At 65.3% G+C, this 12,761-nt stretch carries 11 protein-coding genes; 1 reads left to right on the top strand and 10 read right to left on the bottom strand.

Features of this window, described 5'->3' with window-relative positions:
- Positions 1–623: 623 nt before the first annotated feature.
- From istB to ACRXBZ_RS05705, 5 genes are all read right to left on the bottom strand, one after another.
- A complete protein-coding gene (gene istB / locus ACRXBZ_RS05725) occupies positions 624–1,439 on the bottom strand; it encodes an IS21-like element helper ATPase IstB (RefSeq protein WP_433878131.1) in 816 nt (271 codons plus the stop codon).
- Positions 1,436–3,043, bottom strand: a complete 1,608-nt coding sequence (gene istA, locus ACRXBZ_RS05720; RefSeq protein WP_433877559.1) for an IS21 family transposase — start codon at positions 3,041–3,043, stop codon at positions 1,436–1,438. Before istA ends, istB begins: the two co-directional genes overlap by 4 nt.
- Before the next feature lie 1,146 nt (positions 3,044–4,189).
- Positions 4,190–5,326 carry a methyltransferase domain-containing protein gene (locus tag ACRXBZ_RS05715; protein WP_433878130.1) on the bottom strand — a complete coding sequence of 379 codons (1,137 nt, stop codon included), beginning with the start codon at positions 5,324–5,326 and terminating at the stop codon, positions 4,190–4,192.
- A complete protein-coding gene (locus ACRXBZ_RS05710; RefSeq protein WP_433878129.1) occupies positions 5,326–5,457 on the bottom strand; it encodes a hypothetical protein in 132 nt (43 codons plus the stop codon). The genes ACRXBZ_RS05715 and ACRXBZ_RS05710 overlap by 1 nt, the downstream gene beginning before the upstream one ends.
- 905 nt (positions 5,458–6,362) lie before the next feature.
- Positions 6,363–7,385: a transposase gene (locus tag ACRXBZ_RS05705; protein WP_433878128.1), complete on the bottom strand. Its 1,023-nt coding sequence runs from the start codon at positions 7,383–7,385 to the stop codon at positions 6,363–6,365.
- A gap of 405 nt (positions 7,386–7,790) precedes the next feature.
- Here ACRXBZ_RS05705 and ACRXBZ_RS05700 point away from each other — a divergent pair, with 405 nt between their 5' ends.
- Entirely contained in the window at positions 7,791–8,165 is a 375-nt protein-coding gene (locus ACRXBZ_RS05700) for an AMP-binding enzyme (RefSeq protein ID WP_433878127.1), read from the top strand.
- Between the two features lie 550 nt (positions 8,166–8,715).
- Here the strand turns inward: ACRXBZ_RS05700 and ACRXBZ_RS05695 are convergent.
- The 5 genes from ACRXBZ_RS05695 to ACRXBZ_RS05675 form a co-directional block, all read right to left on the bottom strand.
- Positions 8,716–9,114: a nucleotide disphospho-sugar-binding domain-containing protein gene (locus ACRXBZ_RS05695; RefSeq protein WP_433883804.1), complete on the bottom strand. Its 399-nt coding sequence runs from the start codon at positions 9,112–9,114 to the stop codon at positions 8,716–8,718.
- The gene (locus ACRXBZ_RS05690; protein ID WP_433878126.1) at positions 9,111–10,484 is read right to left on the bottom strand and encodes an IS701 family transposase; all 1,374 of its coding nucleotides are present in this window, start codon (positions 10,482–10,484) and stop codon (positions 9,111–9,113) included. The genes ACRXBZ_RS05695 and ACRXBZ_RS05690 overlap by 4 nt, the downstream gene beginning before the upstream one ends.
- Positions 10,485–10,517: 33 nt before the next feature.
- On the bottom strand, positions 10,518–10,997 hold the full coding sequence (locus ACRXBZ_RS05685) for a glycosyltransferase (protein ID WP_433878125.1): 480 nt from the start codon (positions 10,995–10,997) through the stop codon (positions 10,518–10,520).
- A gap of 81 nt (positions 10,998–11,078) precedes the next feature.
- On the bottom strand, positions 11,079–11,315 hold the full coding sequence (locus tag ACRXBZ_RS05680) for a hypothetical protein (protein WP_433878124.1): 237 nt from the start codon (positions 11,313–11,315) through the stop codon (positions 11,079–11,081).
- Positions 11,316–11,748: 433 nt separating this feature from the next.
- Positions 11,749–12,753 carry a hypothetical protein gene (locus tag ACRXBZ_RS05675; protein WP_433878123.1) on the bottom strand — a complete coding sequence of 335 codons (1,005 nt, stop codon included), beginning with the start codon at positions 12,751–12,753 and terminating at the stop codon, positions 11,749–11,751.
- Positions 12,754–12,761 lie beyond the last annotated feature (8 nt).

Genomic DNA, 12,761 nt, shown 5'->3' with positions numbered 1-12,761 from the left:
GGAGCTGACGGGGGGCGCGGAATCGTCTGGTGCGGGGGCATCTTCGTCCGCTGGTGCACGTTGCCGAGGTCAGTTTGCGGCCACAGGATCCGTAGGTGGCCAGGCCCTGCAGCAGAGCGCAGCCCTCCCGGACGGCGCCGGTGCACGGCTCGTGCAGCTGGGGGCGAGTATTGGTGCCCATCTGCTGCTGGTTGGCCTGGTAGGTGTCCCAGTCGATGAACCCCCGCCGTGGTGATCGGTGATGAGGACCTCCCACTCGTCCCGCGGCAGCCTGCGTTGGCGGACGCGCATCTGGCCGTCTTTGCCGATATAGCGATGCTGGCGTGTCCGGCCCAAAGGCGTAGGCGCCGGCATAGCCGGGGCGGGTCAACGTGGTGTGCACGGCGTGGTGGGTCGGGCTGTCGTGAGTGGTTTCGGGCGCTATAGCACCGAAAACCACGCACGGGCCACCTCGGAACGCAGCGATCACCACCACTGGATCATCGCTCGTGATTGGCGCGCTGCATGGTCTTGTGACCACGGTGTGGTGTGCCCGCTGTCCTGGTGCTGGTGTTGCCCGGGTTGTCATTTGCCACGAGGAAGGGACCGGGGTATTGCCGCGGGGATGGGACCACGTGGTCGGCTCAGTGAGCATCGTGGTCTCCCGTCGTGGTGGTGTCAATGGACGCGTCGGAGGGCGCGTGTCCGGGTTTCTGTCGTTGCCGGTAGGACTCGCCCTCGATGACGAGTTCGTGAGTGGTGGAGGTGAGCCGGTCGACGGCGGATTGGGCGAGGAGGGGGTCGCTCATCATGGCCAGCCACTCGGCAGGCTCGCGGTTGGAGGTCAGCACGGTGGACGCGGTGTGGTGACGGGCCACGACGAGCTCGTAGAAGTCGGCGGTCTCGGTGGCGTGCAGGGGCTGGAGTGCGAAGTCGTCGATGAGCAGGAGCCGGACCTGGGTCAGCCGGCGCATCTCGGCCTCGACGCTGTTGTCGAGGCGGGCGGCTTTGAGTCGTTTGAACAGCGCGTCGGCGCGGAGCATGAGCACGCTGTGGCGGCGGCGGACGGCGATGTGCCCGAGCGCGGTGGCCAGGTGGGTCTTGCCGACCCCGACCGCTCCGAGCAGGCAGGCTCCGTGGGGCCCGTCGAGGAATCGCAGGCTGGTGAGTTCGTTCCAGAGGGTGCGGTCGTAGCGCACCGCGGCGGACTCGTCCCAGGTTTCGATGCGCATGCCGGGGTCGAGGCCGGCTTTGCGGGCCCGTAGCTGCGCGGACTGGGTGTCGCGGCGGGTGGCCTCGTCGGCCAGCACGAGCTCGAGGAACGCCGCGTGCGAGAGGTGCTGCTGTTTGGCCAACGTGAGCCGTTCGGGCAGCGTGTGGAGCATCTTGCCGAGCTTGAGCGCCCGCAGCACCTGCTTGAGCTCGGGTGAGACTGGGTCGATCATCGTTGTGGCGCTCATCGGGTCGTCGCCTCCCCTCCGCCGTCGATCACTTTCATCCAGTACGGCTTGACCCGCCGGAACTCGCGCGGATCGCGGGCGAAGCGGGCTGGGGTGGCCGCTCGTGCGGCCGCCGGCGCCGGGGTGGGGGTGTTCTCGGTCGCGTGCTCCAGCATCGAGGCGATCTTGGTGACGGAGATGACGTCGATGTCCAGGGCTTTCCCGCACGCGGTGTCGGCTGGTCCGGAGCCATAGCGTTTGGCCAGCCCGAGCAGCCGGTAGACCTGCCGCATCCGGGTCCAGGGCAGCTTGTCGTCGAGCAGTCGTTCCGCGTAGATGCCGACGTTCTCGCCGTGCGCGGCGGCGGCGCGGGTCAGCCGCTGCAGGTCACGCAGCGCGTAGGCGGTCTTCTCGGCGGGCAGGTCTTCGGGGTCGGTGCAGCGGCCACCGGGGCGCTGCCGGGGATGGGTCTTGATCAGCTGGCCGCGGTGGAACAGCTTGACCAGTTCCGCGTCCGCGCGGGCTTGGACCTGCTGGCCGATGTAGGCCTTCGGGGCCGAGTACAGCGCCTTGCCAACCTGAACGTGGTAGTCGCGGTGCACTTTGACCTCGACATAGATCGGCACCTCATACGGCGTCTCGGGGGCGGGCAGCAGCGCGGTGGCCTCGTGCTCGGCGAACACCTCCGCCGGGCGGGCGTGGATCGTGCCATGGATCCGCAGCCCGGCCTTGTCCCGGCACCAGGTCTCGGCGCGGGCCTGGGCGTCGGCCAGGTCCACAAAGGTCTCGCCAGCGAAGAAGTTGCCGCGTACGTACTGCACAGTCCTCTCGACCCGAGGTTTGTCCTGGGGTGAGCGGACCCTGGCCGCGTCCGTGACGAAGCCCCTGGCCTGCGCGTACTCCAGCCAGCCCACGGTGAACTGCGGATTGACCGCGTCCGCCTTGGCCACCATCGCCGACGCGTTATCCGGGATCAGCACCCGGAACACTCCATCGAAGTGCCGCCACGCCGCCTCGCACCCGGCCACGACGGCCTCCAGCGTCTGCGCAAAGGTCAGCCACACGAACATGTGCCGCGAGAACACCGCCGTGAAGATCAACGCGTGCACCACGCGGCGCCGCCCCGCCGACGGGTCATACAGCAGCCCCATCTTGGCGAAGTCGATCTGGCACTCCACGCCCGGCGTGCCATCGGCCACCCGCACCGTGTCTCCAGCGCCACGGTCCCGGTAGCCGGTGCGCTCCACGCAGAAACGGTGCAGCGTCCGATGCGGCACCACCACCCCCTGGCGGGCCAGCAACTCCCCGATCTTGACCACCGTCAGGTCCTTGCCGACCCACTCCACGATCTGCTCACGCTCGGTCTCCAGGCTCTCCCACGCCGAGCCACGACCAGCCGGGCGATCCGGGCGCACCCCGGCCACCACCTGCCCGATCAGCTCGTCGGTCAGCTGATCCTCGCCGCCGTCACGATCCAGCCCCGCCGCCACCGCCGCATCGGTGTAGCGGCGGACCGTCTTACGGTCCACCCCGGCCTGCTCAGCCACCCTCCGCAGACCCTTACCCGCCATCCAGGCCCGCAACATCTCCCGAACTTCGATCACAGCAACCTCCCGGTACGCCATCCCACAGGACCTCCAAGTCGATCAACTTGGATCGATCCCATGTGGACAATCGAGAACCGTCCCGGCACGACACGCCAGGTGGTCCCATTAGTGGCAACCAAGTGGTCCCATGACCATGGCAAAACACCCGCTTCAGTGGTCCCTAGTTCGTGGCAGCTGACAGCGGGGTGCCCGTCAGCGCGGGTGCGGTCTGGCCGGTAGCTTTCCCGCCACGATCCTCTGGTCGTGTCCGCCGCCACTGTCCGCCGCCACTGTCCGCCGCCACTGTCCGCCGCCACTGTCCGCCGCCGCTGTCCGCCGCCGCAACCGATGCTGGTGGGCACGTCTGCCGATGGCCACGTCTGCCGATGGCCACCTTCGCATTGCTCTAACAGCCGTGAGTGTTTTTGGGTGCCATAGCACCCAAAAACACTCACGGCTGTTCTCTGCTCGAAACGCTCGTCGCGATCCGCATAACAGCGAACACGCCCCCCGCCGCTTCCCGCCATGGCGCTGCCAGGCGTGACGAACACCGGACGGTGAGATTCCTCAACTCGGAGTGGCTGAGCTATCGACGCTTCCCGTGCAGAGGAGGCGGCGATTTCGCGCGAAATGGGGTTAGGGTATACAGCTTGATCAAGTGTCGGTAGCCCGGACACGCCTCCAAAAATCTCGCCGTCGATCACTCACTGTGATGATGTGATCGGCGGCGTTGGTTCGGGCTGCCCTGATCCGTTTCGGCTGCGGTTCGCTGCTGCGTCGATTCGTGGTTCTTGGCCTGCGGGGGTGGGGTGGTCGGCTATGGCCGCTTCCGCCCGCCATGGTGGTGGGTTGACTGTCTGGCTGGGTTGATCCGCTGGTGGCTGCTACTTGCTGGTGTCTGGGGCCGCTGGCTGTTCAGTGGTCGGGCTGCTGGTGGTTTGCCTGCTGTTGGGCGCTGAGGACGGCTGCTGGTCGTGCTGCCCCCTGGGAGGCTGGTGGGTCGATTCGACTGGCTCTATCTGGTGGGTGTCTGCTCAGTTTCGTTGATGCCTGGCTCGGTCATCCTGGTGCGGCTGCTGCTGCGGTGGCTGGCGGGTCGCACAAACACAAGCGCTGAGAGTGTTGTTGTGACGCGACTACGCCCCGGCGAGTGGGCGATTTCGCCGGGGCGTAGTCGTCGAGCGTCTACAGGTGCGTGATCGTGTTGTCCGGGGCGTCCAGCCACACGCGATGTTTCCCGCCATCGACGGTGAGACCGAAGCGGGTTCGCCCCGGACGGTTCAAGGATGTCCACCATTCGTGTGCGGCGGCGACCTCGGACCACAACGAACGCGGGCCGATCTCCCGTACTGGGTAGGCACCGTGGGCGGTGGCGTCCGGCGAGACGTTCACAGCGGCGATCGAGCCGCTGTCGACGTGGTACACCATTAGCTCGAAGGTGTCCGGCTCGTCATAGGCGATGCTCTTTTGCACCTCCGGAATCCGCAGCCCAACGGCGAACGAGCCGTCATCGAAGGCAACTTTGGTCGGGGCGATGGGGGTGATGGATTCCCGCACTTCAGTGCTGGCCTCGATGATCTTGCCCATGCGTGCGGCATGCCCGAACGGGTAGCGCTGGGCTCGCAGACGCATAAACGCGGCATCGCCCACAACCGAACCGGACGCTGAGTGCTCATTGTGGACGGTGAGCCGGACGAGGACACCGTTGTGGTAGTCGGTTCCCCAGGGGGTGAGGATGATCCCGCCTGGCGTGATCTGGTCCAGCCAGGCGGGCGGTATGCCGGTGACGTTGATCGACGCGGTGCAGATCAGTCGGTCATACGGTGCCCGCTCGGGGTAGCCGTTCAGACCGTCAGCGCACGCCACGTGTGGCCGGTATCCCACGCGGGTGAGGCTGGCCCGAGCGTCGGCGACGAGCGCGGCGTCCACATCAACCGTGGTGACGTTTCCGCTACCGAGACGTTCTGTCAGCAGAGCGGCGTTATAGCCGGTGCCAGTGCCCACTTCCAGCACCCGCTGCCCATCCTGCACATCGAGGGCTTCCAGCATGGTCCGCACGACGCTTGGTTGTGACGCTGAACTCGACACCAGGCCCCGGACCTCGGGCCACAGGGTGGCCCCGTCGTCGATCTGGGTCACGATCGGACGATCTAAGGCCACAACACTCGACCATGTCTCGGGGTCGGTGTCGCGGTCGATCGGCCGCAGACGCCCCGAATCATCGTTGGCCCAGGCTTGGGCAGGGATGAACGCGGCACGGTCCACCGCCCGGAACGGCGCATCCCACGCCGTTCCGGGTGTCGCGGTGGTCTCCGTGCTCATCAGTGTTTGTTGCCCTTGTCCGGGTCGGGTGGTCCCTGCGGGCCGTTGCCCTGTGGCTTGTGCGGCGGGTCCTGCGAGTCCTGGTCGGTCTTGTCCTCGTGTTTGGCAGTCAGGATGTGGGCCGGTCTCATGGGTGATGTGCTCCCTTCCTTTTCCGGTTTCATCGTGTCGATTGGTTCGAGGGCTGTAGTCCGCCGGACGGGTGGCGCTAATCGATTTCCTGGCCGTCCGCCCGATCAAGGTCATCGTGCAGTCTTCGCGCCCCGTCGATGGGGTCGCTCACGGGGCTCGGTGTCCTCTCCTTTGGAGTGATGTGGGTGCCGGTCGGGGGCGAACATGCGGGACCCGCACCAGCGTCTAGGTGACTCGAACACCTCATCGATGACTCCTGCCCGCACGGCTCCGCACGCCCCGCCGTGTCGGCGGGGGCGCTGGGCGGTGGTGGGTGTGGGGGTGCCCCGCACCTGTGGTGCGGGGCACCCGTGCTGCTAGCAGTAGGCTATTTAAGGATCGCTCCTACTCCGCCACAGTCCGAACAAACAACTTCCTTGTCGTTAGGGTTCAGGCCCTCACCGTTACGGGTGGAACACTCGACCAATTTACGAGTGTCACTCATTTCGATCGTAATTCCCAATCATCTATTTACTCTTTCCTCTCGATATGGAAACGGCCGGTTGGCGGTTGGAGGGGAGCAGAGCCGCCAACCGGCCGCGACGGACCGATACCCGGTCGGGGGGCTAGCCGGATACCGGTCCGTGTCTAGAGCCGCCATAGCCCTTTCAGAACTTTACGGAGCGTCTCGTAACTAGGTCCGCCGGGATTCAGTACCACCGAAACTTTTCTCTCATCGCAACGGCATTGGCACCTGCACGCGTACCGAGCTATGAGTGTTCCCTGAATCACCGACATTTCAGGTTCACTCCATGCGTGCGATCCTCGACAATCGCATGCCACGTTCGGTAATTGGTTTCGGCGACGTCGAACGAACACAAGCGGCATGTCCAGTAGCCGTCGATGTATCTCAAGGTGTGCTTGGTTACGGGGTCTCTGTAGTCGGTTCCTTGCCGGAATGGTCGTTCGTTGAGGTGGAGGAGCGGGGAACGGTGGACTCTCCGACTGTGTCGCTCATTCCGGGGCCGTTTCCGGTAGTACCCGGAGGGGGTAGGCATCGTCGGCTCGGGTCTGCGGTGCCCTGTAATGCCTGATCAGGGTGTTGCCGACGGGAGACCGAATCAGAACCCCCACCCCAATGCACATTGCGATGATCAGGTTTGGGTGGCGTTGCCTTCGACGCGGAGTTGCCGGATGTGGTCGCTGGCGTGAAGGACATCTTCGATAGCCGACCACGTGCCTGTGTGCTGCCAGGTGTCGAGTCGGGTTTGGCAGGTTTGGCGCTGACTCCGAGTGTGGGCGGGATTGTGGTGTAGGAGCAGCCGAGTTGTTCGGCGCACACGATGCCCGCCAGCACGGCCCGGTTGTCGGCTGGGGGACGTCCCACGCTGCCCCGCTGCGGGGCCGCAGGCAGTAGCGGAGCGATGTCGGCCCAGAGGTGATCGGGGATGATCCGCTCGACCGTGACCGTCCCAGACAAGCGCAGTGGTGTGGTCGGGCGGTACTTCCGGGGGCGCGTGCGCTTGATCGGCGTGGCGGGCCGAACCGCACCTTTGGCACCGGTGGCCAGCATCCGCGCGACGTGGACGGCGTGGGGGACGATCGTGCGTGACCAGTTGAGGCACTGTTCGGCCACCAGGTGAGTCAAGGGTGGGACGAGCCTGCAATGCCCGTCGGATTCCTCGACGAACAGTTTCGGGGACAGGTAGCGCATGGGGCCGTTGGTGCACAGCAGGTCCAGCACGAACCGGTCAACCTCCGGGCGCAGGATCTCTAGAGCAGCCAGGGACCAGGGCAGCCCCAACGCCCCAGCGACCAGCCCCCAGGGAGCAGCACGACCAGCAGCCGCAGCAGCCTCAACCGGCCACCAGCCGCACACGAGCGAGGCCACCCAGCACCAGAGAACCGAAGCAGCGACCACCAGCAGCACCGGCAGTGGCACCGCCACCAGCAGCCAGGCACCAGAGCCGCAGCGAACCGCAGCAGCCCAGCTGCAAGGCAGCCAGGCAGCGGAAGAGTCAGGGCAGCAGCCAGCCTCACGGCACCACGCCGCAGCGAACCAAAGGCACCAGGCCAGCCAAGACACCAGCAACCCGAGCGAACACCACAGCACGGCCACCAGGCACCCAAGCAACAGCGGATCAACCTAGCCAGACAGTCAACCCACCACCATGGCGGGCGGAAGCGGCCATAGCCGACCACCCGCCGACCACCCCACCCCCGCAGGCCAAGAACCACGAATCGACGCAGCAGCGAACCGCAGCCGAAACGGATCATGGACGCCCTCGCCTCATGCCCGCAGGAATTTGGACTTACTCGTCTAGCCGATCCCTGCGGCTCCCCGGGTAGCCGGATGTACCGCACCGGCGACTATCTGCGTACGTTGGACAACGGTGTGCTCGACTTCGTGGGGCGTGTCGACCGAAGGTCAAGGTCCGCGGACGGAAACCGGGTCGAACCGGAGGAGGTCGAAGCGAACCTGGCACGCAATCCGTCGGTCCGCCAGGTCACCGCGCTCGCCCCGCATGACGAGCAAGGGCAGCGGTATCTACTGGCGTTCGTGGTGTCCGTCGTCGGCAGTCGATTGTCGGAGTCGGACCTGCGGGCGACCGCAGAGGTATCGCTGCCTGACTGGATGGTGCCCGCGAGGTTCGTGCTCCGGGATACGCTTCCCGTCACCGACACGGGCACACGCCACCTTCCACAGCCTACTCGCCCAGGGCGTTGAGTTATGGGAGTGCTCTCGACGCCTGGGCTGGTCATTGAACACGGTAAGCGCAGCGGGCGTGAGCAGCGTGCCGACGCCGCCCACCCGTGCGCGGGTCCTTCTCCCCTACATCTCCGGACGAGGAGCGGCCAGGGGTTGCATCAGCGCGGCGGACTTGGCGCCGGTCTCGCGGTCGAGGCGGGCTTTGATGACGGTCATTCCGTCCCGGGCAACGGTGTAGTGCAGATCCCGCGACTCATGCTGTGGTGGCAGCGGGCCAGTATTCTCCCGCCCGGCCCGAAACCCGGAAACCCAAGCTGCGGAGGCACCCAACCATCAGCGCGAGTGGCGTGAGTGGTTTCGGGCGCTATAGCACCGAAAACCACGCACGGGCCACCTCGGAACGCAGCGATCACCACCACCCACACCATCTGCTTTCCGGTAAGAGCCGGAACGAACACTCACGAGCGACGATCCAGTCCGGCGCGCTCTGGGTGGAGGAGGACTATCCGGTCATCAACCGGTGAACGGGGTGGCGGTCAGCGATGCGGGCAGGGCTTGGGTCGGGTCTTCAGGCGAGGTGGTCTTCCAGCGCGTCGGCACCGGCTATCGCGCCTCCGCAGTCGCGGACGATCTGGCGCATCGCGCCAAGTTTGGCGCACATCTGCTCGTCTGCCGCAAGATAGTTCACTGTGGTACGCAGTTGGTGCGCGGTTAGCGTGGAAGCATCCAGGCGACGCCCGAGGCCGAGTTCATCGACGCGGTCGGCGTTCGCGGCTTGTTCGGCTATTTGCGGGAAGGCCACCAGGGGAACGCCGTAGTAGAGGGACTCCATGGTGGAGTTCATGCCGGTGTGGGAAACAAAAGCGGCGGCGTGGCGCAGGACGGCGGGTTGCGGGAACGACTCCTGTATATCGAAGTTGGCGGGGATCGGGCCTAGTACGGCAGCCGCACTTTCCGGTTGGGCTATGTTCGCTGGTCACGACGTAGTCGGGCGCGGTGATGGAACCAGCGGGCGCGAGCTTGGTGTCGGCGTCGCCACCAGACCCAGTGCAGGTGGTGGGTTTCGGGGTGGAGCCGACGGGTGACCAGTGTGAATAGTCGTTTGATCTCGGCGACAGTGAGTGCGATCAGGCCGGGATCCTCGGGTGGCTGCTGATCGGGCGTGGTGGGCAAGATTGGTGCTGGAGCTCGGGTTCTGGCTTGGGCTGCGGTGATGGCGCAGACGGCGAGCGCGGCCAGAGTGAGTACGATGTGCCGCAGCAGTGCGGTGTAGAGGCGGACCTGGGAGTGATCAAGTCCGAAGTGGTCTTTTCCGAACTCGAACCCTTCTTCGACTGGCCAGCGCAAGCATGCGACCCGCACGAGGGTCATCAGCGTGATCGGCCGTCCAGCGGGAACGTGACAGTAGTGGTAGGCCAACTCGCCGGTCTGCAAGTGTTTGCGTATCAACAGAAAGTGGCGTGGGCTCGCGGTCGCGATCCAGGCCCAGGCGTACATGCGTTCGCCTTTCGACCCGGTCACCGAGCAGACCTGCCAGGCCCGCTCGTGCTCGCGGCTGGCCAGGTGCGTGGCCACGGTAGCGTCCGCGCGTATCCGCTCACCCGTTGGCAACTCGATGGTGAAGGCGCACCCGACGCGCATCACGTACCCGATCTCGTTGTCCTCCAAGAAAGTCCGTAGCGGGCCCGATCGGCCATAGACCTCGTCGCCCGCCACCCACGGTGGTATCGTCTCATCCGAGATCATGTCAAAAAGAATGTCTTGCGCCAGTTGCGGTTTCGTTCGGAACTCGGTCTTGTCGGGAACACCGAGCGCGACACGGCGATCAGGATCGTCGAGCTGTTCGGCCGGCACATAGATACGGGCACCGACCAGCGCGTGCCCGCCGGGGGTGGCGTACGAGCAATAGACTGTGTTCACCCCATTCGCGACCCGGCCCGCGCAGCCCATGTACTGCCGTTTGGCGCCCGCAGTGCATTCCCCCTGTTTCTCCTGACCGGACTCGTCCAGCGCCACCACCCGCAACGGCTGGTCTCCTAACTGGTCGACCACGAACCGTCGCACCACCCCCTGAACCTGATCGTGGTCCCACACCGCGTGATTGAGCAGCCGCTGCATCCGATCCGGAGTCCGGTCTCCCGCGTGCTCGGCGATGGTCCACCCGTTCTTGCGCGGCAGATCACTCATCAACCCGGACATGTACTTCCTGGCCTGCCCAAACGGCTTCGCCCGCGCGAAACACGGCCTCAACCGTCCGTGCAGCACCTCCAGGTTCGCCACCGCACGCGCACCCTCTACCATGACAGCCGCAGCCGCCTCACGATCTTCTTGCGTCACAACATGATCATCGCGAGGCGGCTGCCCGCCTGATTAACCGGGCCCCCTCAACGCCCCTGACCAGCCAAGATCACGAAAGTGCGGCTGCCGTACTAGGTCATTGCTGTTGGGATGCCGTCCGATGGACATTGCGCGTCCGATGGACATGGCGACCTGCCAGGGACTGTCGCCGAAGGCCTGCAGGCACATCCGGTAGAACTCGGGCCGGTTGTTGAAGGTGGTGCCCAGCGCAATGTACAGCAACGGGGCGTGCGGATCATGTGGTTGCCAGTGCTGGTTGCCCCGCTGCCCCAGCACGGGGCCGATGAAACGGAATCGGTCGTCGAAGGTGTCGGCGGCGAGCTGGAACTCGCGTGGCAGAAAGACAAGATTCAGCGCGGCGGGCGGGCCGAGCACCCGTGCGCCGAAGGGATCGTTGGGCAGCGAAAACGTTTCGTTGTAAGCCATGCTGGGCACGAGCGCGACTTCGGGAACACCGAGCGTCGTGGCAAGTCGGCGCCCGATCACCGTCATCCTGTCGAAGCAGACCACGTCCGGGAAGTCGGCGCGGAAATGTCTGACCAGAACGGGAAACGTGGTGTGCTCGTCGTATAATCACGGAAACACGCTTCCTGGCAGGGGCAGCATCTCGGCCCCAGTCTCTTCCACAGCGGACGCCATTTTGTCACCGACTGCGTAGGTCACGCGGTGGCCACGACTCAGCAGTTCTGTCACCAGCGGCAAGGTTGGGTTGACGTGCCCGGCCTGGGCAATGCTGACGAAGGCGAAATGCTTTTTCATCGGTTCACGCAACGCAATAGAGGATTTTTGCGTATCACCGGACCCGGCCACGGCCTGCGCCGAGTCTTACCCAGCGGATTCGGCGTGCGAAGAAAACATGGAAGCAAACCTTCGTTCATGCGGGAATCGGACTGACCAGATGAAAAATCGGCTCGAGCTTAAGCCCCGTTCCGCAGGCGAGACGGCGTTTCCACGGACATTGTGTCCAACGGGCAGGTGTTTCTTCCCTATCTGTCACCGCCGGGCTTCGTTGTAGATACCGCGTGCTGCGCGAGTGGTTCGGGCCCGCTGATCCGTGCCGCCGGAGGAACTCGGCGCCGTCGGCGCAACCGTGAGAGGTGAGGGGCACCCTTGAGCGACTATGAAGAAGCCCAAGGGTGCCCCTGGTCGAGGCGCGGATGCCGAAAGGATTTGCTTCGCAGATTCGAACCAGAATATCTGGTCGACTTTGCCGGACGTGGTAGCAGTCCGGTTGCGCAGCAGCTCAGTTGCGTAGCAGCAATGCGGTCACGTGTAGTCCGCATGCGACTGCCACGATCAGCGTGTACTCGGTGGTGATCTCGTCGAGGTAGTAGGCGAGATTGACCGGGTAGGTGGCCACGGTCATGTTGCCGTGCTCGGCGAGGGTGTCCAGGTAATCCCGGGGTTTGATGCGCTCGTTCCAGTGGTCCATCAGGATCCGGGAACCCTGGTGGGTCATGAGGGTCACCTGGTTCGGGTCCACGTCATTGCGTTTGAGCAGGTCAAGCGCCACTACTGCGACGGCGTCCTTGACCAGCCCGCCGAGGTCCTCGATCCCGGTCTGCGTCATGTCGTAGGTCGGGGTCGGCAGCCCGGTGACCGGATCGGTGGGGAGCAGCGTGAGTCCGTTGAGGTGCAACGTTCTCATGGTCATGGTCAGGCCGTGGTATTGGCTGCTTGCGGTCTGCGTCAAGTGGTCAACGACCACGAATCGATCGGACGGACCGACCACCGCCGCGCCGGCCGCGTCTCCGATGCTGACCGCGTGGCCTTTGGTGTAGTCCATGTGCCCGGTCCAGTTGGCGCCGCAGGCGACCAGCGAGTTGCGGGTCCGGCCGGCCTCCACTGCCTCGGCGGCGTGCACGACGCCGAGCAGGAAGTTGCTGTACTCGCTGTTGATCGGTACGACCATGACTTCAGGGGGAAGCCCCAGCAGGTGGTGCACGTGGTACAGGCTGTTGGGAGTGAGGTATTCCGGCACGGTGATGTAGCCGTACAACCGGTCGATGTCTCCGGGCTCGAGCCCTGCTTTGCCCAGCGCGGCATCAGCGGCCTTGACGACATGGTCTTCGATGCGTTCGCCCTTGGCGAGCACTCGGCGCCGATCGAGGCCGCGGAAGACGGCCGCCTCGATCACGCCCTGGGCGTTGCGGTTCTGATTCAGCGAAGCATAGGCCGGGTCGTCGTTGCGCCGGACCCCGTTCGGGACCGAATAGCCAGCGCCGAGAATGCCTGCAGTCTGTGTCATGTTGTCCC

It is taken from the genome of Saccharopolyspora hattusasensis (assembly GCF_050972075.1).
GTDB lineage: Bacteria > Actinomycetota > Actinomycetes > Mycobacteriales > Pseudonocardiaceae > Saccharopolyspora > Saccharopolyspora hattusasensis.
Note: the sequence above shows the minus strand (reverse complement) of the source record. Positions and strands in the feature narration are given on the sequence as shown.

Excerpts from the sequence above, each read along its gene's own strand:
- ACRXBZ_RS05675 (WP_433878123.1), bottom strand. The coding sequence starts at position 12,753 with ATGACACAGACTGCAGGCATTCTCGGCGCTGGCTATTCGGTCCCGAAC.
- ACRXBZ_RS05700 (WP_433878127.1), top strand. The coding sequence starts at position 7,791 with ATGTACCGCACCGGCGACTATCTGCGTACGTTGGACAACGGTGTGCTC.
- istA (WP_433877559.1), bottom strand. The coding sequence starts at position 3,043 with ATGGCGTACCGGGAGGTTGCTGTGATCGAAGTTCGGGAGATGTTGCGG.
- ACRXBZ_RS05715 (WP_433878130.1), bottom strand. The coding sequence starts at position 5,326 with ATGAGCACGGAGACCACCGCGACACCCGGAACGGCGTGGGATGCGCCG.
- ACRXBZ_RS05685 (WP_433878125.1), bottom strand. The coding sequence starts at position 10,997 with ATGACGGTGATCGGGCGCCGACTTGCCACGACGCTCGGTGTTCCCGAA.
- istB (WP_433878131.1), bottom strand. The coding sequence starts at position 1,439 with ATGAGCGCCACAACGATGATCGACCCAGTCTCACCCGAGCTCAAGCAG.
- ACRXBZ_RS05710 (WP_433878129.1), bottom strand. The coding sequence starts at position 5,457 with ATGAGACCGGCCCACATCCTGACTGCCAAACACGAGGACAAGACCGAC.